The following is a 20249-nucleotide window of genomic DNA, read 5'->3' as shown; positions in this document are numbered from 1 at the left end:
GAACACATGACGTCAAAGGAACAGGGTCGATGTCAGGGGTCAGGAGAAGCGGCGGAAGGGGAAGCGGCGGCGGGGGAAGAAGAAGCGGCGGCCGCGGACCCGGGGCAGCCCGACGGCCGGCGGCCGGACGGCCCGGTCGACGCAGATGACACGGCGTCCGTTCCAGTCCACGCCCTCGAAGTAGGGGTCGAAGTGGCAGCCCATCGCGAGTTCGGGCCAGCCGATCCACCCGGTGAACTCCAGGTGGGGGTTCTCCCGGAACGGCCGTCGGCGGCGGAAGAACCGATCCTCGAACGGGGAGTTGCTGTTCTGTGCGTTCGCGCCGTTGTCCTCCGGCGCGATGACGACGGTGTCTCCGCCGCCGGCCGTGGTCGCCGGGCTCGGAGAGTTCGTCGGGCTCGGAGACGGGGACGGCGTGGTCGTCGGACTGGGTGACGGGGCCGGCGACGCGATGACGACGTTGTCCCCGCCGCCGGCCGTGGTCGCCGGGCTCGGGGACGGGGCCGATGGCGCGATGACGACGGTCTCTCCGCCGCCGGCCGTGGTCGCCGGGCTGAGAGACGGGGCCGGCGCCGCGTGCGGGCCCTGTCCCCGGCGCGCCGGTCCGGCCGAGGAGGTGGGGTACGCGGCGGCCGGTGCCGTGTCCCACGACGCCACGGCCGTCAGCAGCCCGGCCGTTCCGGCGGTCAGCACGGCGATCCACCTGCGAGCAGTCAATTGTCGCCCCTCATCCGTTCGATCCCGATGCGACGGGTTCAGCGCTCGGGCACGTCGCGCGGTCGGCATACCCGTCCGGAGCGACAGAGGAATTCATGCGACGGCAAAAGGGCGGTCCCGGCGGTCTCAGCCGTGCGCGAGCACCGCGACCAGCACTCCGGCCAGCATGAACGGCCCATACGGGATCTGGGTCTTGAGCGTCGCGCGGCGGCCGGCCAGCAGCGCGAGCGACCACACCGCCGCCAGCACGTATCCGGCGCCCACCCCGAGAACCCACGTCGGGAGGCCGAGCCAGCCCAGGTAGAGCCCGAGCACGCCCGCCAGCTTCACGTCGCCCAGGCCGATCTGGTTCGGTGCGATGAGCCACTGCAGCGCGTACAGCGCGAAGAGCACGACCATGCCGAGCAGCGCGTGCGTGAACCGCGTGCCGCCCCGGTCGGTGAAGAGGGCCGCGAGGCCGAGCAGCAGCAGGCCGGCGGCGTACGACGGGAGCGTCACCGGGTCGGGCAGCCGCTTGAGCGCGACGTCGATGAACGTCAGCGCGACGCCGACCACGGCGAGGTAGCCGAACGCCGGGAGGTCGGGTGCCGGGCCGACCCGCCACACGACGAGCGCGAGGACGACCACGGCGACCGTGACGACGGCGAGCCGCCGCCGGAGCACCGGCTCGGCCCAGTCGGGAGTGGTCACCGGGCAATCTAACCGCGCCCGTCGGAAGTGGTCACCCGGGCGATCCGACCGCGCCCGTCGGAAGTGGTCACCCGGGCGATCCGACCGCGCCCGCCGGGGGTCGTCGCCCGGGCGGTCTAGCCGCGGGTGACGCCGATCTCGACGCCTCCGGTGACGTGGCCGCGGAGGCGTTCGGCGAGACGGTCCGCGGCGGCCCGTACCTCCTGCGCCCCGGCGCCCTCGGCCAGCCGGAGGCGTACGGCGAGCTCGGCCCGCTCGCCGGGCTCCACGCGCACACCGGTGATGCCGGGCAGGCCGTCGACCGCCCCGTGCACGGCCATCAGGACGTCGGGGTCCTCGTGCGGCGCGGTGATCGCGCCGCCGTTCGCGAGCACGTGCAGCCGGGCGCCCTCGATGGCGTACGGGACGGGGCCCGCCACGTCGACGACGAGCGCGTCGGCGGACTCGCCGACCGCGGCCTGGCACGCCTCCCGGGCGTGCACCGCGACGGGCCGGGCGTCCGGGCGCCAGCGGGCGAGGCTGTCGGTGGAGGTGAAGGCGAGGACCGCACGCCGGCCGTCCTGCCCGACGAGGGTGGGGAGCGCCATCTCGCTCTCCTTCTCCCGCCGCAGGCCGTCGACGGTCTCGTCCTCGGTCAGCACCGCGACGACCGGGACGAGCAGGCGGGTGCCGGCGAGCGCCGCGAGCACGGGACGCTCCCCCGCGCGGCCCTCGGCATAGTCGCTCAGCGCCCGCGCGACCTCGGCGGGCGTCGTCCCGTCGTCGTCGGGGAACTGCGGCTGCGGAATGCGGTGTCCGGACACGGCAGTCCAGCGTATCCGAGTGCCGGCGGCCGGCCCTCAGAGCCGGTGCAGACGCTCGACGGCCTCGTCGATCACCTCGTCGCGCTTGCAGAAGGCGAACCGGACGTACGGGTCGCCGGCGTCGGAGTCGTAGAACACCTGCGTCGGGATGGCGACGATGCCGGCACGCTCGTGCAGCGCGGTGACGAACTCCCGCCCGTCGCCGAACCCGAGCGGGCGCACGTCGACCTGCGCGAAGTAGGTGCCCTGCGGCCGGAACGTCGTGAGCCCTGCGGCGGCGAGCCCGTCACTGAGCCGGTCGCGCTTGGCCCGCAGCGCCACGCGCAGGTCCTCGGCCCACTTCCCCTCCTCGCGCAGCGCGTAGGCGACCGCGCGCTGGTACGGGGCGCTCGCGGTGAACGTGACGAACTGCTTGACCGTCTGCACCGCCCGTACGAACCGCGGCGGGGCGGTGGTCCAGCCGATCTTCCAGCCGGTGACGGAGAAGGTCTTGCCCGCCGAGGAGATGGCGACCGTGCGCTCGCGCATGCCGGGCAGGGTCGCGAGCGGCACGTGCGCGGCCGGGCCGTCGTAGGTCAGGTACTCGTAGACCTCGTCGGTGACGGCGATGAGGTCGTGCTCGCGGCAGACGTCCGCGACGACCTCGAGCTCCTCCCGGGTGAACACCGTTCCGGTCGGGTTGTGCGGGGAGTTGAGCAGCAGCACGCGGGTGCGCGGCGTGACGGCGGCGCGCAGCTCCTCCGGGTCGAACGTGAACCGCCCGCCGTCGGGCCGCAGCGTGACCGGCCGGCGTACGCCGCCGGCCAGGGCGATGATCGCCGCGTACGAGTCGTAGTAGGGCTCGAACACGACGACCTCCTCGCCGGTCTCGACGAGGGCGAGGATCGCCGCCGCGATCGCCTCGGTGGCGCCGACGGTGACCAGGATCTCCTCGGCGGGGTCGTAGGTCAGGCCGTAGCGGTCCGCGCGCTGCGCGGCGACGGCCTCCCGCAGCTCCGGCAGCCCGGGGCCGGGCGGGTACTGGTTCGCGCCGCCCATGATGGCCGCGGCCGCGGTCTCCAGCATCGTGGCGGGGCCGTCGGTGTCCGGGAAGCCCTGCCCCAGGTTGATCGCCCCGGTGCGGATCGCCAGCGCGGTCATCTCCGCGAACACGGTGGTGCCGAAGCCCTGCATGCGGGCGACGAGCGGGTCGTTCTCAAGGGTCACCGGATCAGCGTAAGTGAACGAGGCTCCGGCGCCGGAGATCGATACGGTGGAGGGAGGACGAGATGAGGAGGCCCGTCATGCGGATCGCCCTGTGCCAGATCCCGGTCGGCGACGACCCCAAGGAGAACCTGGAGCATGTCCTGGAGGCGCTCGCGGTCGCCTCGGAGGCCGACCTGGCGATCTTCCCGGAGGCGGTGCAGGTGCGGTTCGGCCGCGCCATGGCCGCGGCCGCCGAGCCCCTCGACGGCCCCTGGGTGACCACGCTGGCCGAGGCCGCGCGCCGGCACCGTACGGCCGTGATCGCGGGCGTCTTCGAGCCGTCGCCGGACGGCCGGGTGTACAACACCGCCGTCGCGATCGACACCGACGGCCGGCGGGCCGGCGCCTACCGCAAGATCCACCTCTTCGACGCGTTCGGGTTCCGGGAGTCGGAGCTGATCGCTCCCGGGGACACGCCGGTGGTCGTCGAGCTGGCCGGGGCGCGGATCGGTCTGATCACCTGCTACGACCTGCGCTTCCCCGAGTTGGCCAGGGCGCTGGTCGATCGCGGCGCCGATCTACTCGCCGTGATCGCCTCCTGGGCCCAGGGCAACTTCAAGGAGGAGCACTGGGTCACGCTCGTCCGCGCCCGCGCCATCGAGAACACCGTCTGGACGGCCGCCGTCGACAAGGCCCCGGACCCGCCGCACGCGCAGGGCGGCGCGATCGGGGTGGGACGCAGCCTGCTCGTGGACCCGATGGGCACGGTCCAGACCGACCTGGGGCCGTTCCCGGGCGTGCGCGTGGTGGAGATCGACGACGTCGTCACCGAACACGTGCGGAAGACCCTCCCGGCGCTGGAACACCGCCGCCCCGACCTGTTCGCCTGACCCGGTACTGCAGGGCGACCAGGACCAGCCCGATCAGGAGCCAGGCGCCGCCGACGATCTTCGCCATCGTGGTCGCCGACACGATGATCCAGATCGAGACGGCGGCGCCCGCGGCCGGCACGAGCAGGTGCGGCAGCCAGGCCCGGCTCCGGTGGCGCACGACGAAGTAACCGGCCACCGATGCGTGCAGCAGGGTGAAGGCGACGAGGGCGCCGATGTTCACGATCGAAACGAGCACGTCGAGGCCGTTGGACAGCCAGGCCGCCCAGATCGACACGACGGCCGCCACGCCCGCCGTCGTGAGGAGGGCGGCCCGTGGCACGCGGGTGCGGGAGTCGACGGTGGCGAGCGCCTTGGGCAGGCCGTGGTCGCGGGCCATCCCGTACATCAGCCGGGAGGCGGCCGCGACCGCCGACATGGCGGAGAACGCCGGCCCGATGCCCTTCACGATGACGAACGTCAGGTGGAGCCAGGACCCGAAGGCCACGTCGGTCATCGTGTAGAAGGCCGTGCCCTGCTCGGCGGGCGCCCCCGCGAGGTGGCCGGGGCTCATGGGCATGAGCAGCCCGGCGAGGTACGTCTGCACGACGAACAGCAGACCGGCGAGGCCCAGGCAGAACAGCACCGCGCGGCCGACCTGGCGCTCGTCGCCGGTGTTCTCCTCGGCGAAGGAGGCGATCCCGTCGAAGCCGAGGAAGGACAGCACGGCGACGGAGACGGCGCCCATGACGGCGGGCGCGGTCATCCCGCCGGCGCCGCCGAACGGCGACGTCCACGGCCGGGAGGGCCCGTGCGTGATCAGGACGACGATCGCGGCGACCACGAAGACCGCGAGGAGCAGGATCTCGATCACCAGCACGACGAACCCGACCCGCGCCGCGACGCGCACGCCGGCCAGGTTGAACGCGGTGGTCAGGACGAACGCGACCGCGGTGAAGACCCAGGCGGGCACCGAGGGCACCTGCGAGTGCAGGGCGATCCCGCAGAACAGGTACGCCACCGCGGGGATCAGCAGGTAGTCCAGCATCGCCATCCAGCCGGCCAGCAGGCCCGCGGGCCGGCCGAGCCCGGCGCTGGCGTAGGCGAACACCGAGCCGGCGTTCGGGACCCGGCGCGACATCTGCGCGTACGACAGGGCGGTGAAGCCCATCGCGATCGTCGCGACCAGGTAAACGAGGGCGACCGCCCCGGAGCTCTTGGCGTCGAGGACGCCGAAGACGCCCACCGGCGCGAGCGGGCCGATGAAGAGCAGTCCGTAGACGATGAGGTCGCGCAGCGACAGGCTGCGGCGAAGTGCCTGCGGCTCCAAGAAAGGTCTCCCGGGGGAATCGGATGTAGCCGTATGTCGGAATGTATCCGCCCGCGATTCGGGACCCCAAAGCGTTTTACCAGGTCAAGGGGTTGACATGACCTGGAACCGCCTCATCGCCCCCGTCAGTCCCAGTGGACCCGGCCGCGCCCGGCCGGCGGGTCGGCGGTCCTCGGCGGCCACCTCCGGAAGGCGGCTCCCGGCGGGCGGGTCGCCGGCCTCGGACCGCCTCCAGAAGCGATCCCCGGCCGACGGGTCGCCGGCCTCAGGCCGTCTTCGGAAGCGATCTCCGGCCGACGGGTCAGCCGGACTTGGCGGCCACCTCCGCGAGGGCGTTGCCGAAGAACTCCCGTGACTGCGCCCCGGACACCGCCCAGGTGCCCTCGAAGACGAAGAACGGGACCCCGGTGACACCGATCGTCCGCGCCACCTCCAGCTGCGCGCCGACCGCCGCGTCGCCCTCCCCCGCCGCGAGGCGCTCCGCGACGTCCGACACCCCGGCCTCGGCGGCGAGCTCGGCGAGCGTCCCGTGGTCGTTCAGGTCCCGGCCCTCGGCGTGGTGGGCGCGGAACAGCCGGCCCACGACGGCGTCCTGGACGCCCGCCTCACCGGCCAGCGCGATCACCCGGTGCGCGTCGCGGGTGTTGGCGCTCAGCGCCTTCTCCGGCGCGTACGGCAGGCCCTCGGCCGCCATCAGCTCCCGCATCCGCGCGTGCGCCTCGGCGACGCGGTCGGCGCCGCCGAACTTTTTGGCGAGGCTGTCGTTCATCAGCCCGCCGCCCGAGGCGCCGGGATCGAGCTGGTACGGCCGCCAGGTGACGTTCACCTCGCCGCCGAAGTCGCGGGCGGCGGCCGTGAACCGCGCCCGGCCCAGGTAACACCAGGGGCATACGACATCCGAGAAAATCTCCACGTTCACAAAGGATCGCAACCGCCCCGGCGGGCCGCGCATTCCACCGGCCCCACAGCGGTCACAGGTGGATACGCTTGGGAACTCGATATCACCGACAATGAGAGACATCCCCATGGCGCTTGAGCGACCCGAGATCGACTTCCCCGAGGGCGAGCCGCCCGCCGACCTGCAGATCACCGACATCACGGTCGGCGACGGTGCCGAGGCCACCCCCGGGTCGACCGTCTCGGTGCACTACGTCGGCGTGGCGCACTCGACCGGCGAGGAGTTCGACGCCTCGTGGAACCGCGGTGAGGCCTTCAGCTTCCCGCTCGGGGCAGGCCGCGTCATCCAGGGCTGGGACCAGGGCGTCGCCGGCATGCGGGTCGGCGGGCGCCGCAAGCTCGTCATCCCGCCGCACCTGGGCTACGGCGACCGCGGCGCCGGCCGCGCGATCAAGCCGGGCGAGACGCTGATCTTCGTCGTCGACCTGCTGGGCGTCAGCTGACGCTCTCCCGCAGGCCCGGACCACGGCCCCGTCACCGGAACCCCGGTGGCGGGGCCGTGGCTCGTCCGGCGGTCAATGCGCGATCCAGACGTGCCGCCGCACCGTCGCGTCGTCGGGGATCATCGCGAGGATGCCGGTGGCGAGGTCGGCGCGGGAGATGTGCACCCCGCCCCGGATGCTGCGGTCGGTCGCGGTGCGGTACCGCCCGGTGCCCTCCTTGTCGGTGAGCCGCGGTGGCCGGACGATCGTCCAGTCGAGGTCGCCACCGCGGACCTCCTCCTCGGCCCGGCCCATGTCGGCGAAGTTGTTCCGGAGGATCCGCTGCAGGATCGGTTTCGCGACGTAGCGCGTCAGGGGGCCGTCGCCGGGGTCGGTGACCATGCCCGCGGCGCTGACCATGAGGAAACGGCGGGCGCCGGTCCTGGTCATCGCCGCGATGATGCCGCGGGCGGCGTCCTGGCAGACGGTCGTCGGGCCGGTGCCGCGATGGCCGAGCGCGGAGACGACGGCATCGGCTGCGGCGACGGCGGGCGTGATGGCGGCCGGGTCCATCACGTCGGCGGTGACCACGTCGAGGCGATCGCGCGCGGGGACGTCGAGCCGCGACGGGTCGCGTACCACGGCCGTCACCTCGTGACCGCGCTCCAGCGCCTGCCGGACCAGTTGGGTGCCGGTTCCCCCGGTCGCCCCGAAGATCGTGAGTCTCATGGATCGTCCGCCCTTCGCGGTCGGTGAGCGTAGAGTCGGCGAGTGGGTGAGTGAGTGCTTACTAACCACCATAATGGAGCAAAGCTCGCAGACCAAGGGGGACCGTGACGACCCGGGATCGCATCCTCGACGCCGCCGCCGGCCTGATGCGCGAACGCGGCGTCGCGCGCACCACCACCAAGGAGATCGCCAAGGCGGCAGGCCTGTCCGAGGCGGCCCTCTACAAGCACTTCAGCGACAAGACGGAACTGATGCTCGCCGTCCTGCGCGAGCGGATGCCCGGCTTCGCCCGCATGGCCCCGCGCCCCGGCACCGGGAGCGTCGCCGAGACCGTCGCCGCGCTGACGCGGGCCATCGCCGACTTCTACCTGGAGGCCCTGCCGATGCTCGGCTCGCTCCTGGGTGATCCGCGGCTCATGGCCGCCCAGCGCGAGTCGCTGCGCCAGTACGGCGCCGGGCCGGAGCACCTGGTCCGCCGGTTCGCCGCCTACCTGCGCGCCGAACGCGACCTCGGGCGGATCCCGGCCGGCGCCGACACCGACGCGGCCGCCGCCCTGCTGACCGGCGCCTGCTTCCAGCAGGCGTTCCTCCAGTACTTCACCGAGGGGCCCGACGCCAGGCCGGTGCCGGACGCGACGGTGAACGCCCTGAGCACCACACTGCTGCGCTCCCTCGGCGCGGGCTGAACCGCCCCTTCCCTCCCTCCCACCGCCCCGCGGCCCGCCACCGCCCGGGAAGTGAAGAAGGTTCGCTCGAACCTGACCGCCACTTTCGGGCATCAACCCCTATGCGGATACTTAAGATCCACTGAGGGGAAGCTGGGATGGATGCGTGAAATGCGGTTGATCGCGTCGTGCGTGCTGGCGGCGGCGATCGGAGTGGCCTCCGGCGTGTGGCCCGACGTCCGGGGACGGGTCGAGGATTCTCACTCGCAGCCCGCGGGTCCGCCCGCGATGGCGCAGGTCATGGCGCCGCCGCACTGGCCCGCGCCGAAGCCCGGCACCTGGCAGGTGTCGTACGAGCGGCGCGGTGACGGCCTGCCGCCGGTGGTCGACCGGATCAAGACGAACGACAAGGTCGTCTTCATCACCATCGACGACGGCTGGGAGCACGACACCCGCTTCGTCGAGGAGGTCCGGACACAGCGGGTGCCGATCATGGTCTTCCTCACCGACCAGGCGGCACGCACCGGCTATGAGTACTTCTGGGCGCTGCAGCACGCCGGCGCGGCGATCCAGGACCACACCATGGACCACGCCGCGCCGTACAACGACATGCGGCGGCTGTCCTCGGAGGCGCAGCACCGGCAGATCTGCGATTCGGCCGACATCGACGCCCGGCAGTACGGGCGGCGGCCCCAGATCTTCCGGCCGCCCGGCGGATCGTACGACCAGGTCACCCGGACGGCGGCCCGCGACTGCGGGATGAAGTCGGTCGTCATCTGGTCCGTGGAGTTCTACAACGGCCTGTCCGGGAAGCTGGCCCGCATGGACGGCGGCTCGGACCTGCGGGCCGGCGACATCATCCTGATGCACTTCCGCCCCGGCCTCGCCGGCGACTTCCAGCGCCTGCTCACCTGGATCCGGCAGGCGGGACTGCGGCCCGCGGCGCTGCAGAACTACCTGCCCCGTTCGCTGGGCGGAGAGGCGGCGGGGTGAGCCATCCCACGTCCACACCCCGGCACGAACAGGTTGGTACCCCCTCGAATCGGGACAGCCTGGTAACCGACGTATCGCCGTTCCAGAGGAACATCCGATGCCACAACTGCGTACTCTGACCGCGGCCGCCCTCGCCGTGCTCACCGCGGGCGGCCTGGCGGCCTGCCACAACGGCGCCCGCACCAGAACGGCCGCGCCGGTCGCCTCACGAGGAGCGGGTGACGGCGCACCGAGCCAGACCCCCGGCCACGGGCCGCCGTCCTCTCCGGCTCCCCCGTCCCCCTCCGCGTCGCCTTCGGCGTCGGCGACGCCGAGCGGATCGCCCACCGCGACCTCCCCCTCGCCGATCCCCCGGTCGCGCGACGGACTGCCCCCGGTCATCAGCCGCATCCCGACCCAGGACAAGATCGTCTTCATCACCATCGACGACGGCTGGGAGAAGGACGCCGACTTCGTCCGGCTGATCCGCGACGAGCGGATCCCCGTGACGCTGTTCCTGGCGAACATGGCGGTCAAGAAGGACTACGGGTACTTCCGCGAGCTCCAGCAGGCGGGCGCGCTCATCGAGGATCACACGATGACGCACCCGTACATGCCCAAGCTGTCGTACAAGCGGCAGAAGCAGGAGATCTGCGACGCGGCCGACATCTACACCAAGCAGTACGGCGCGCGCCCGACGCTGTTCCGCGCGCCGTACGGCTCGACCGACCACGACACGCTACGGGCCGCGCGGGACTGCGGGATGAAGGCCGTCTTCTTCTGGCGCGAGGTGGTCAGCAACGGGAGCATCGCCTACCAGGTGGCCGGCAAGCTGCACCGGGGCGACATCATCCTGGTGCACTTCAACCCGAACATGACCGCCGACTTCAAGCGGATGCTCCGCTCGATCAAGAAGCAGGGGTTCACTCCGGCCGCGGTACGTGACCATCTCCCCCCGCAATATTTCGAGTAGCGCGATGGGCCGGGGTATGGGGGAGAGACGACGAGACGGTCTCGCGGACGACGGCCGCCAGGAGGCGCGGGTGGAGTTGAGCATGTCGGCCTACGTGGTGCTCGGCCTGATCGCCCGGCACGGCCCCATGACCCCGTACGAGCTGAAGGCGCGGGTCGAGGAGAGCGTCGGGTTCTTCTGGCCGATCCCCCACGCTCAGCTCTACCGGGATCCGCCCCGGCTCGCGGAGCTGGGCCTGCTGCGCGAGGAGGCCGAGGAGGGCGGCAGACGGCGGCGCTTCTTCCACCTCACCCCCGAGGGCGAACGGGCGCTGCGCGCGTGGCTGGCGGCGCCCGAGGCGCCCCCGGCCGACAACCGCGACCCCGCGCAGCTCAGGCTGGCGTTCGCCGACCTCGGTGAGCCGGAGGATCTCCTGCGCCTCGCCCGCAGCCAGGCCGAGCGGCACCGGGACAAGGTCGAGCGGTACCGCCGGCGGCGCGCGGCACTGGACGCCGACGGGCCGGGCCGGTCCTGCGACCACACGCTCTCCCTCGGCATCCTCCACGAGCAGGCGCACGCCGCCTTCTGGGAGACCATCGCCGCCGCGGCCGACGACGAGGACGAGCTCCCGGACCCGTCCCCCCGCGACCGCTGGCGCGACAACTGACGCCGGCGCGCCCAGGCGAGCCCGCGCCCTGAGACGACGGCCCGCCGGGACGACGACGGCCCGCTGAGACGGGCGGCGCGTTCAGACGGGCGGCGCGTTCAGACGGGCGGCGCGTTCAGACGGGCGGCGCGTTCAGACACCGACCGGGTGCCAGACGGTCTTCGTCTCCAGGAACGCGGTCATCCGCGCGGTGCCGGGGTCGGCGGACCAGTCGGCGTCGCCGGGGCGGTGCACCCGCTTGAGGTTGTCCGCCGCCGCCCGCTCGCAGTCCGCCGCCAGGTCGCCGGGCGCGCCGGTCAGGTCGATCGCGTTGACGTCCTGGTGCGAGGCCAGCCAGGGGGCCAGCTCGGCGCGGTGGCCGGTGAGCAGATTGATCACGCCGCCGGGCACGTCGGAGGTGGCGAGCACCTCGGCCAGGGTGATCGCCGGGAGCGGCGCGGACTCCGAGGCGACGACGACCGCGGTGTTGCCGGTCACGACGACCGGGGCGAGCACCGAGACCAGCCCCAGCAGCGGCGAGTCGGGGGCGATCACCCCGACGACGCCGGTGGGCTCGGGCGTGGAGAAGTTGAAGAACGGGCCGGAGACGGCGTTGGCCGACCCCGTCACCTGGGCGATCTTGTCGGCCCACCCGGCGTACCAGACCCACCGGTCGATCGCCGCGTCCACCTCCACGGCGGCGGCCGTCTTGCCGAGGCCGGCGCCGCGCAGCTCCTCGACGAACTGGCCGCGCCGCCCCTCCAGCATCTCCGCGACGCGGTAGAGGATCTGGCCGCGGTTGTAGCCGGTCCGCGCCGCCCAGCCGGCCTGCGCCTTGCGCGCGGCCACGACCGCGTCCCGTACGTCCTTGCGGGAGGCCCGCGCGGCGTTGGCCAGGAACCTGCCCTTGGCGTCGTTCACGATGACGGTCCTGCCGGACTCCGACCGGGGGAACGCTCCCCCGATGAACAGCTTGTAGGTCTTGCGAACACTCAACCGCTCGCTCACCGCAGGTACGCCTCCAGTCCGTGCCGTCCGCCCTCGCGCCCGAAACCGGACTCCTTGTACCCGCCGAAGGGCGAGGCGGGATCGAACTTGTTGAAGGTGTTCGCCCAGACGACCCCGGCCCGGAGCCGCTCGGCCGCCCACAGGATCCGCGACCCCTTGTCGGTCCAGATGCCCGCCGACAGGCCGTACGGGGTGTTGTTGGCCTTCTCGACCGCCTCGGCCGGGGTGCGGAACGTCAGCACCGACAGGACCGGCCCGAAGATCTCCTCGCGGGCGATCCGGTGCGACGCCGCGACCCCGGTGAACACGGTCGGCGCGAACCAGAACCCGCGCTCGGGCAGTTCACACGCCGGGGACCAGCGGGTCGCCCCCTCCACCTCGCCGCTGTCGGACAGCTCTCGGATCTTCGCGAGCTGGGCGGCGGAGTTGATCGCGCCGACGTCGGTGTTCTTGTCCAGGGGGTCGCCGACCCGCAGCGTCGCCATGCGCGCCTTCAGCCGGTCGAGCAGCTCGTCGGCGACCGACTCCTGGGCGAGCAGCCGCGATCCGGCGCAGCACACGTGGCCCTGGTTGAAGAAGATCCCGTTGACGATGCCCTCGACGGCCTGGTCGAGGGGCGCGTCGTCGAAGACGATGTTCGCCGCCTTGCCGCCCAGCTCCAGCGTGAGCCTCTTGCCCGTGCCGGCGACCGAGCGGGCGATCTGCCGGCCGACCTCGGTGGAGCCGGTGAAGGCGACCTTGTCGACGCCGGGGTGCTCGACCAGCGCGCGGCCCGTCTCCCCCGCCCCGGTGAGGATGTTCACGACGCCGGGCGGCAGCTCCGCCTGCGCGCAGATCTCGGCGAACGCCAGCGCCGTCAGCGGCGTCGTCTCGGCCGGCTTCAGGACGACCGTGTTGCCGCAGGCCAGCGCCGGCGCGATCTTCCACGCGAGCATGAGCAGCGGGAAGTTCCAGGGGATGACCTGCCCGGCGACGCCCAGCGGCCTCGGGTCGGGGCCGAACCCTGCGTACGGGAGCTTGTCGGCCCAGCCCGCGTAGTAGAAGAAGTGCGCGGCGACCAGCGGCAGGTCGACGTCCCGCGACTCGCGGATCGGCTTGCCGTTGTCGATGGACTCCAGGACCGCCAGCTCGCGGGACCGCTCCTGGATCAGCCGCGCGATCCGGAAGAGGTACTTCGCCCGCTCGGCACCCGGCATCGGGCCCCAGACCGTGTCGTACGCGCGGCGGGCCGCCGCGACGGCGCGGTCGACGTCGTCGGCGCCGGCCTCGGCGACCTCGGCCAGGGTCTCCTCGGTGGCCGGGTTGATCGTCTTGAAGGTGTTCTTCGCCTCCACGAACTCCCCGTCGACGTACAGGCCGTAGGACGGCTTGAGGTCGACGATGTCCCGTGACTCCGGCGCGGGGGCGTACTCGAAACTCATCCGATCAGTCCAGGGTGAAGTAGTCGGGACCGCCGTACACGCCGGTCGTGAGCTTGTGGCGCTGCATCAGCAGGTCGTTGAGGAGGCTGGACGCGCCCAGCCGGAACCAGTCGGGCGTCAGCCAGTCCGGCCCGGCCGTCTCGTTCACGAGCACGAGGTACTTGACGGCGTCCTTGGTCGTACGGATGCCGCCCGCCGGCTTGACGCCCACCTGGCGGCCGGTCGCGGCGCGGAAGTCGCGCACGGCCTCCAGCATGATCAGGGTGACCGGCAGGGTGGCGGCCGGGCTCACCTTGCCCGTGCTCGTCTTGATGAAGTCGGCGCCGGCCAGCATCGCCAGCCACGACGCGCGCCGGACGTTGTCGTAGGTGGCCAGCTCGCCGGTCTCCAGGATGACCTTCAGGTGCGCGTCGCCGCACTCGGCCTTGATCGCGACGATCTCGTCGAACACCTTCCGGTGGTCGCCGGCGAGGAACGCGCCGCGGTCGATCACCATGTCGATCTCGGAGGCGCCGTCGTCGATCGCCCGGCGGGTGTCGGCGAGCTTGGCGTCGAGCGGCGCCCGCCCCGACGGGAACGCGGTCGCGACGCTGGCGACCCCGATCCCCGTGCCGTCCAGGGCGCGGACCGCCTCGCCGACGAGGTCGGAGTAGACGCAGACCGCCGCGACCTTCGGCGCGCTCGCGTCGGCCGGATCCGGATGGGCCGCCTTCGCGCACAGGGCCCGCACCTTGCCGGGGGTGTCCGCGCCTTCGAGCGTCGTCAGGTCGACCATCGAGATCGCCAGGTCGATCGCGTACGCCTTCGCCGACTTCTTGATCGAACGGGTCGCCAGCCGCGCGGCCCGCTCCTCCGCTCCCACCTGGTCCACCGGCGGCAGACCGTGCAGGAAGCCGCGGAGCTCGGCCGGTGATACGGCCGTGTCTGCGAAGGTCGACAGGTCAGGCACGTCTCCCCCTGTGTTCGAGTGTCGATCGAGGTTAGCGCCGCCGTGCGGAAGATGCCCACCGGGAGTCGCGCGATCGCCCCAAGATTCAACAACCTACGCATAACGGACGGCAACACCACGACGACCAGCCTCAGCGTCGCAGGCGTGCGCTCACCCCGCTTCGCCGAGGTCCACGCCGAGTTGGCGGGCCGCCGCGTCGACGGTCTGCTCGAGTAGGACGGCGATCGTCATGGGGCCGACGCCGCCGGGCACGGGGGTGATGAGGCTCGCGCGGGTCCGGGCGGTCTCGAAGTCCACGTCCCCGACGTTGCCGGGATTGGACCCGGCGTCGATCACGACGGCTCCGGGTGACGTCCTCGCCCCGGTTGACGCCCTCCCCCGCCTGAAGGCGGGGGATTCCAACCCGATCCCTACCCGCAGGAGAGAACAGGTTGAGGTTCGCGGTTCACAGCCCCGCCCAACGGCTGGAGGGCTCCCCGCGCTGTCACCGTCCGCCCGACGGCGATGTCTCTGATGTTCTTGGCCGCGTTCACATCCGCGTGATCGACATGCCCGCAGGCGCGACAACGAAAAACCGCTTGGCTCTCGCGGCTCTCCGCAGCGCAGTGCCCACAGGCATGACAGGTCTGAGACGTGTACGCGGGATTGACCTTCTCCACCCGGCCCGGCGCCTTCTGCTCCAGACGGGTCACGAGCAGACCCCAACCGGCGGCGTGGATGGAGCGATTCAGCCCGGCCTTGGCGCGCACGTTCGTGCCCGGCGCGGCGGTCGTGCCGCGCGCGGACCGCACCATGTTCTTGACCTTCAGGTCCTCGACCCCGATCAGATCGAACCGGCGGGCCAGATCAGTGGAGGTCTGCTCCACCCAGTCCTTACGCCGATCGCTCTCACGCGCCTTCAACCGGGCGATCACGGCCTTGACCCGGGCGCGGCGGTTCGACCCGCGCTCCGCGCACGCCAGCCGGCGCTGCAACCGCCGCATACGGCTGGCCTCGGTGGCACGCAGACCCGGCACCGACAGCCGCTCGCCGGTGGACAAGGCCGCCGAGACCGCCACCCCACGATCAACGCCGACGACCTCACCCGTACCCGGCCCCTCGACGGGCGGCGGGATCACCGCGAAGCACACATGCCAGCGCCCCGCCCGATCCCGCCTCACCCGAAACGACTTCGCGATGCCAGACACCTGCCGGGACCAGCGGAACCGCACCCAGCCGACCTTCGGAATCCACACCTGCCCGACCTTGCGGGACAACCGGCGCACATCCCAGGCCTTGCCGCGCTGCCCGACGATCCGGAACCCCTCATGCACGCCCGCCTTGCGCCAGGTCGGCCGCCGGTGCGTCCCGGCGAAGAAGTTGCTCATGGCCTGGGCGAAGTCACGCAACGCCTGCTGCTGCACCGTCTGCGACCCCGCCCCCAGCCACGCAAACGCCTTCCTCGCCTCGGTCAACTGACGCGACTGCTCCGCATAACCCGGCGCACTCTGCCGGCCCGGCCGCCAATGCCGATGCTGCTCCACCGCGAGATTCCACACATAACGGGCGTGCGAGCAGTGCTCCAGCAGCGCCTGCTCCTGGGCGGGCGTGGGCGCAAGCCGGAACCGCATGCCCGCACCCTAACCACCACCGCCGACACTCCGAGGAGGGAACGGCGTTTCCTCCCCGGCCTGAAGGCCGGGGTCTCCACGCCGAGAAGCCGATGAACCGCGGCCGCCCGACGGCCGCGACCAGGATGTCGGCCTGCCGCACGATCGAGGGCAGGCCGACGGTACGCGAGTGGCAGTACGTGACCGTGGCGTCCCCGGCCAGCAGCATCATCCCGACCGGCCTGCCGAGGATGGCGCTGCGGCCGACCACGACGGCGTGCCGTCCGGCGAGTTCGACGTCGTACTCCTCCAGCAGCCGCATGATGCCGCCAGGGGTGCAGGACGCGAAGCCCGGCAGCCCGAAGCTCATCGCGCCGAACGACTGCAGTGTGAGACCGTCGACGTCCTTGTGCGGCGCGATGGCCTCGAACGCGGCGCGCTCGTCGATGTGCGGCCCGGCCGGGTGCTGCAGCAGGATGCCGTGCACTCCCGGGTCCTGTGACAGGGCGGTGACGGTGTCGACCAGTTCGGCCGTGGTGGTCGTGGCCGGCAATCCCACGTGCCGCGAGGCGATGCCGGCCTTCTCGCACCGGGCGCGCTTCATGCGGACGTACGTCACGGACGCGGGGTCGTCGCCGACCAGCACGGTCGCCAGGCACGGCGGCGTGCCGGCCTCCCGGGTGATCCGCGCGGCCCTGGCGGCGCTGCGCTCGACGATGCGGCGGGCCGGGCCGGCGCCGTCCATGAGACGGGCGGTCTGCGGCTGGGTCATGGCTGCTCCCGAACGGTCGAGGTGACTCGGCCCAGGCGCACGACCCGACGTGTGTGCGGGCCGCTCCCCGGTGGTGCTCCACCTCAGCGCCAGTCGCGGCCCGAGTCGTACCGTACCGCCCTTCGGTGGTCACCGGCGTCCACCGCCGATAGGCGGCGGGAAACGCCAGGGGAACCGCTCCGGCGCCGATAATCGGTTCGCGTCTCCTCAACGGCTCAGTACGGTTGCCGGGTGATCATTGGAGCGACCTGGGCGATCGGGGCGGAGCCGGTCGGGACGGCGGGGCTGCTGCGGACCTACTTCACGGACGTCGCCTCGCGGTACTACGGCAGGCCGGCCACCGAGGCCGAGGTCGACGCCGCGATGGCCGAGGACCCCAGCGACGATCTGGCCTGTTTCCTGGTGGGGCGGTACGACGGGGTGCCGTCGGGCTGCGTGGGTGTGCGGCTGATCGCTCCGGGCGTCGCGGAGCTGACCCGGCTGTACGTGCTCCCGGCGGCGCGGCGTACCGGCGGCGGCCGCGCGCTGCTGGAGGCGGCCGAGAGCGCGGCCGTCCGGCTCGGCGCGCGCACGATGCGCCTCGACACCCGCCGCGACCTGGTGGAGGCCCGCGCCCTGTACGCCGCCGCCGGATACGAGGAGATCGAGCCGTACAACGACGGCCCCTACGCCGACCACTGGTTCGAGAAGCACCTCGGCCGCTGAGGAGCGAGGACGCGACGTGAGCGGCGGATGGACGGCCGAGCTGGTCCTGAGCGGGGTCGTCCTGGCGGGCGCGTCCGTGCAGCGGCTCGCGGGCATCGGCTTCGCGCTGGTCGCGGCGCCCGCGCTCGTGCTGCTCCTCGGCCCCGCGCAGGGGGTCCTCCTGTCGAACGCGGCGTCCGGCGCCATCAGCCTGATCGGCCTGGCCGACGGATGGCGGCGGGTGCGGCTGCGGGCGATGGTGCCGCTCGTCGCCGCGGCCGCGTGCGCCGTTCCCGCCGGGGCGTGGGTGGCCGCACGCCTGCCGCAGGACGTGCTGCTCGCCGGGATGGGCGCGCTGGTGAGCGCGGCGGTGCTGCTCGTGGCGTACGGCGCCCGGCTGTCCGCCCTGCGCGGCCCCTCCGGGGCGCTGGCCGCCGGGGCCGCCAGTGGCTTCATGAACTCCGCGGCCGGTGTCGGCGGACCGGCGATGTCGCTCTACGCGGTCAACGCCGACTGGCCGGTGCGCGAGTTCGTGCCGAACGCCCAGTTCTACGGCGTCACCGTCAACGCCCTGTCCCTCCTGGTCAAGGGCGCCCCTCGGCTCACCTCCCCGGCCTGGCTGCTGGTCGCGGCCGGCATCGCGGGCGGCGCCGTCGCCGGGAAGGCGCTCGCGGACCGGATACCGGAGGCACGGGCGCGCCGGCTCGTGCTGCTGCTCGCGCTCGCCGGCGGCCTCACCACGTTGGCCAAGGGCCTGTGGGAGCTCACCGCTCACTGAGCGTCGGCGGTCGCCGCGTCCTCCGGCAGGCGGCGAGCGGCGACGACCAGTCGGCCGACGCGGCACCGCAGCCCAGCGCAGGTGCCGGCGCGCCGCTACGGCCGCTCAGCGCAGGTGGCCGGACGCTCGCAGGTCGTCGAAGATGAGCTGATCGACCGGGGACACCCGGTCGCGGTCGGCGTAGGAGAGCCAGACGACCTCCTCGATCTCGCTGCTGGGCGCGAGGGTGCCGCGGTAGTCGCCGGTGTAGCAGGTCATCCTCACCGTCACGCCGTCCGGCTGGCCGTGCGCCTGCGCCTCGTACGTGCCCAGGTGCGCCACCGTCTCGGGCACGATGAGGACGGTGAGCTCTTCCCGGACCTCGCGGGCCAGGGTCTGCGCGTCGCTCTCCCCCGCCTCGCGCTTCCCACCGGGGAAGTAGTAGGCGTCCTTGCCCCGCGAACGCGTGCTGAGGACCCTGCCGTCCTCGACCCTGACCCACGCCACCTTGTCGATGACCGACATCCCGCCTGCGCTCCGATCCCCGGACGACTCTGACCCGCCCGAATCTACCGAGCGGGGAACGCGCCGTTCGGAGGCGGTCGTCGCCGGCCGCGGTACCGGAACCGGGCGGGGCCGGGCGGCTCGGGCGTCTCGTGCCCTCCGGCGCGTCACCGGCCGCCCGCGCCTCTACCTGGTCATCGTGCGTCTCCGCCGCTCCCGGGACGGCGCTCCGGGGCGCCGGGGACGGCGTCGCGCTCGCCGGGGGCGATGACGCCCGCGCCGGTGTCGCGCGGGGTGCGCTGGACGGCGTTCAGGACGTGGTAGCCCAGCAGCACGGCGACGGTGCCGAGGGCGATGCCCTGCAGCGGGAAGTCCCCGGTGATCTTCAGGGTGACGTTGCCGATGGCCAGGATGAGGCCGGCCGCGACGGGCACGAGGTTCACCGGGTCGCCGAAGTCGACGCGGTTCTCGATCCAGATCTTGGCGCCGAGCAGGCCGATCATGCCGTACAGCACGACGGTGATGCCGCCGAGGACGCCGCCGGGGGTGGCGGCCACCAGCGCGCCGAACTTCGGGCACAGGCCGACGAGGATCGCGACGATCGCGGCGACGTAGTAGGCGGCGGTCGAGTAGATCCGCGTGGCGGCCATGACCCCGATGTTCTCGGCGTACGTCGTGGTCGGGGCGCCGCCGACCGCGGTGGCGAGCACGGTGGTGGCGCCGTCGGCGGCGATGGCGCGGCCGAGGTACGGGTCGAGGTCGGCGCCGGTCATCGCGGCGACGGCCTTGACGTGGCCGGTGTTCTCCGCGATCAGCGCGATCACCGGGGGCAGCGCCACGAGGATGGCCGAGGTCTTGAAGTCCGGGGCGTGGAAGTGCGGGAGGCCGAACCAGTCCGCGCCCTTCACACCGCTCAGGTTCACGCGGAAGTGGGAGGTGACCTTGCCGGTGCCGTCGGGGGCGGTGATCCGGCCGGCCGTCTCGTCCAGGATCCACGACAGCACGAAGCCGAAGACCAGGCCGATGAGGACCGCGATCCGCGACCAGAACCCGCGCAGGACCACGGCGCACAGGACGACGACGGCCAGGGTGGCGAGCGCGACCCACTGGTCCTGCGGCCAGTAGGTGTCGGCGACGACGGGCGCGAGGTTGAAGCCGATCAGCATGACCACCGCGCCGGTGACCACGGGCGGGAAGATCCGGTGGATGACCTGCGCGCCCAGGACGTGGATGACCACGCCGACGACGGCCAGGACCGCGCCGGCGACGAGGATCGCGCCGGTCACCTGGGCGGTGCCGCCGCCGGCCGCGCGGATGGACGCGACGGCGCCGACGAAGGACGCGCTGCTCCCGAGGTAGCTCGGCACCTTTCCGGCGGAGACGAGCAGGAACAGGATGGTCGCGATCCCGGACATCAGGATCGCCAGGTTCGGGTCGAGTCCCATCACGACCGGGAACACGAACGTGGCGCCGAACATGGCGACCACGTGCTGGGCGCCGATGCCGACGGTGCGGCCCCAGGACAGGCGCTCGTCCGGGCCGACGACCTCGCCGGGCGCGGGGGTGCGCCCGTCGCCGTGCAGTTTCCAGCCGATCGCCATCAGTCCTCCCGGGGGGTCACCGCGGGC

The 20249-nt window shown here is 72.6% G+C and carries 22 protein-coding genes, 1 pseudogene and 1 riboswitch; of the genes and pseudogenes, 8 read left to right on the top strand and 15 right to left on the bottom strand.

Going from position 1 to position 20249, the window contains the following annotated elements; genetic code table 11:
* Positions 1 to 39: 39 nt before the first annotated feature.
* The 4 genes from NDW01_RS02290 to NDW01_RS02275 form a co-directional block, all read right to left on the bottom strand.
* Positions 40 to 717 carry a hypothetical protein gene (locus NDW01_RS02290; RefSeq protein WP_252816065.1) on the bottom strand — a complete coding sequence of 226 codons (678 nt, stop codon included), beginning with the start codon at positions 715 to 717 and terminating at the stop codon, positions 40 to 42.
* Positions 718 to 843: 126 nt separating this feature from the next.
* The gene (locus NDW01_RS43670) at positions 844 to 1407 is read right to left on the bottom strand and encodes a prepilin peptidase (RefSeq protein ID WP_252816063.1); all 564 of its coding nucleotides are present in this window, start codon (positions 1405 to 1407) and stop codon (positions 844 to 846) included.
* A gap of 116 nt (positions 1408 to 1523) precedes the next feature.
* Positions 1524 to 2210, bottom strand: a complete 687-nt coding sequence (locus NDW01_RS43665; RefSeq protein ID WP_252816061.1) for an SseB family protein — start codon at positions 2208 to 2210, stop codon at positions 1524 to 1526.
* A 36-nt stretch (positions 2211 to 2246) separates the two neighbouring features.
* Positions 2247 to 3416 (bottom strand): pyridoxal phosphate-dependent aminotransferase, encoded by a 1170-nt coding sequence (locus NDW01_RS02275; RefSeq protein WP_308211618.1) that lies wholly within the window; start codon positions 3414 to 3416, stop codon positions 2247 to 2249.
* A 77-nt stretch (positions 3417 to 3493) separates the two neighbouring features.
* On the opposite strand from NDW01_RS02275, the gene NDW01_RS02270 reads away from it, so the two are divergent.
* Positions 3494 to 4285: a carbon-nitrogen hydrolase family protein gene (locus tag NDW01_RS02270; RefSeq protein ID WP_252816060.1), complete on the top strand. Its 792-nt coding sequence runs from the start codon at positions 3494 to 3496 to the stop codon at positions 4283 to 4285.
* On the opposite strand, the gene NDW01_RS02265 is transcribed toward NDW01_RS02270, so the two are convergent.
* On the bottom strand, positions 4221 to 5594 hold the full coding sequence (locus tag NDW01_RS02265; protein ID WP_252816059.1) for an APC family permease: 1374 nt from the start codon (positions 5592 to 5594) through the stop codon (positions 4221 to 4223). The genes NDW01_RS02270 and NDW01_RS02265 overlap by 65 nt on opposite strands.
* A gap of 301 nt (positions 5595 to 5895) precedes the next feature.
* Entirely contained in the window at positions 5896 to 6507 is a 612-nt protein-coding gene (locus NDW01_RS02260; RefSeq protein WP_252816058.1) for a DsbA family oxidoreductase, read from the bottom strand.
* A 112-nt stretch (positions 6508 to 6619) separates the two neighbouring features.
* Between NDW01_RS02260 and NDW01_RS02255 the strand changes: the two genes are divergently transcribed.
* Positions 6620 to 6994 carry an FKBP-type peptidyl-prolyl cis-trans isomerase gene (locus NDW01_RS02255; protein ID WP_252816057.1) on the top strand — a complete coding sequence of 125 codons (375 nt, stop codon included), beginning with the start codon at positions 6620 to 6622 and terminating at the stop codon, positions 6992 to 6994.
* Positions 6995 to 7066: 72 nt separating this feature from the next.
* Here NDW01_RS02255 and NDW01_RS02250 read toward each other — a convergent pair whose 3' ends face one another.
* Positions 7067 to 7702, bottom strand: coding sequence for an NAD(P)-dependent oxidoreductase (locus NDW01_RS02250; RefSeq protein WP_252816056.1), 636 nt, complete (start codon positions 7700 to 7702; stop codon positions 7067 to 7069).
* A 104-nt stretch (positions 7703 to 7806) separates the two neighbouring features.
* On the opposite strand from NDW01_RS02250, the gene NDW01_RS02245 reads away from it, so the two are divergent.
* The 4 genes from NDW01_RS02245 (at position 7807) to NDW01_RS02230 (ending at position 10958) form a co-directional block, all read left to right on the top strand.
* On the top strand, positions 7807 to 8388 hold the full coding sequence (locus NDW01_RS02245) for a TetR/AcrR family transcriptional regulator (RefSeq protein WP_252816055.1): 582 nt from the start codon (positions 7807 to 7809) through the stop codon (positions 8386 to 8388).
* A 150-nt stretch (positions 8389 to 8538) separates the two neighbouring features.
* Positions 8539 to 9360, top strand: coding sequence for a polysaccharide deacetylase family protein (locus tag NDW01_RS02240; protein ID WP_252816054.1), 822 nt, complete (start codon positions 8539 to 8541; stop codon positions 9358 to 9360).
* Positions 9361 to 9457: 97 nt separating this feature from the next.
* Complete coding sequence (locus NDW01_RS02235; RefSeq protein WP_252816052.1) at positions 9458 to 10312, top strand: polysaccharide deacetylase family protein; 855 nt, start codon at positions 9458 to 9460, stop codon at positions 10310 to 10312.
* Between the two features lie 82 nt (positions 10313 to 10394).
* The gene (locus NDW01_RS02230) at positions 10395 to 10958 is read left to right on the top strand and encodes a PadR family transcriptional regulator (protein ID WP_252816050.1); all 564 of its coding nucleotides are present in this window, start codon (positions 10395 to 10397) and stop codon (positions 10956 to 10958) included.
* A gap of 132 nt (positions 10959 to 11090) precedes the next feature.
* Here NDW01_RS02230 and NDW01_RS02225 read toward each other — a convergent pair whose 3' ends face one another.
* The 6 genes and pseudogenes from NDW01_RS02225 to NDW01_RS02200 form a co-directional block, all read right to left on the bottom strand.
* A complete protein-coding gene (locus NDW01_RS02225; protein WP_252816048.1) occupies positions 11091 to 11945 on the bottom strand; it encodes an aldehyde dehydrogenase family protein in 855 nt (284 codons plus the stop codon).
* On the bottom strand, positions 11942 to 13366 hold the full coding sequence (locus tag NDW01_RS02220) for an aldehyde dehydrogenase family protein (protein WP_252816046.1): 1425 nt from the start codon (positions 13364 to 13366) through the stop codon (positions 11942 to 11944). Before NDW01_RS02220 ends, NDW01_RS02225 begins: the two co-directional genes overlap by 4 nt.
* Before the next feature lie 4 nt (positions 13367 to 13370).
* Positions 13371 to 14315 carry a deoxyribose-phosphate aldolase gene (gene deoC, locus NDW01_RS02215; protein ID WP_252816044.1) on the bottom strand — a complete coding sequence of 315 codons (945 nt, stop codon included), beginning with the start codon at positions 14313 to 14315 and terminating at the stop codon, positions 13371 to 13373.
* 150 nt (positions 14316 to 14465) lie between these two features.
* On the bottom strand, positions 14466 to 14717 hold the full coding sequence (locus NDW01_RS02210; RefSeq protein ID WP_305883744.1) for a hypothetical protein: 252 nt from the start codon (positions 14715 to 14717) through the stop codon (positions 14466 to 14468).
* 8 nt (positions 14718 to 14725) lie between these two features.
* Entirely contained in the window at positions 14726 to 15925 is a 1200-nt protein-coding gene (locus NDW01_RS02205; RefSeq protein ID WP_252816043.1) for an RNA-guided endonuclease InsQ/TnpB family protein, read from the bottom strand.
* A gap of 100 nt (positions 15926 to 16025) precedes the next feature.
* Positions 16026 to 16649 (bottom strand): annotated as a pseudogene (locus NDW01_RS02200) (bifunctional 5,10-methylenetetrahydrofolate dehydrogenase/5,10-methenyltetrahydrofolate cyclohydrolase); the annotation flags it as partial.
* A gap of 49 nt (positions 16650 to 16698) precedes the next feature.
* Positions 16699 to 16783, bottom strand: a riboswitch (ZMP/ZTP riboswitch).
* A 124-nt stretch (positions 16784 to 16907) separates the two neighbouring features.
* On the opposite strand from NDW01_RS02200, the gene NDW01_RS02195 reads away from it, so the two are divergent.
* Positions 16908 to 17381: a GNAT family N-acetyltransferase gene (locus NDW01_RS02195; protein ID WP_252816040.1), complete on the top strand. Its 474-nt coding sequence runs from the start codon at positions 16908 to 16910 to the stop codon at positions 17379 to 17381.
* A gap of 16 nt (positions 17382 to 17397) precedes the next feature.
* On the top strand, positions 17398 to 18138 hold the full coding sequence (locus NDW01_RS02190) for a sulfite exporter TauE/SafE family protein (protein WP_252816039.1): 741 nt from the start codon (positions 17398 to 17400) through the stop codon (positions 18136 to 18138).
* Between the two features lie 105 nt (positions 18139 to 18243).
* On the opposite strand, the gene NDW01_RS02185 is transcribed toward NDW01_RS02190, so the two are convergent.
* Both NDW01_RS02185 and NDW01_RS02180 read right to left on the bottom strand, forming a co-directional pair.
* Positions 18244 to 18642, bottom strand: a complete 399-nt coding sequence (locus NDW01_RS02185; protein WP_252816037.1) for an NUDIX hydrolase — start codon at positions 18640 to 18642, stop codon at positions 18244 to 18246.
* Positions 18643 to 18815: 173 nt separating this feature from the next.
* The gene (locus NDW01_RS02180) at positions 18816 to 20222 is read right to left on the bottom strand and encodes a uracil-xanthine permease family protein (protein ID WP_252816035.1); all 1407 of its coding nucleotides are present in this window, start codon (positions 20220 to 20222) and stop codon (positions 18816 to 18818) included.
* Positions 20223 to 20249: the final 27 nt, after the last annotated feature.

Source organism: Actinoallomurus soli, assembly GCF_024055715.1.
GTDB classification, from domain to species: Bacteria; Actinomycetota; Actinomycetes; order Streptosporangiales; family Streptosporangiaceae; genus Actinoallomurus; species Actinoallomurus soli.
This window is presented reverse-complemented; position numbering and strand designations above follow the sequence as displayed.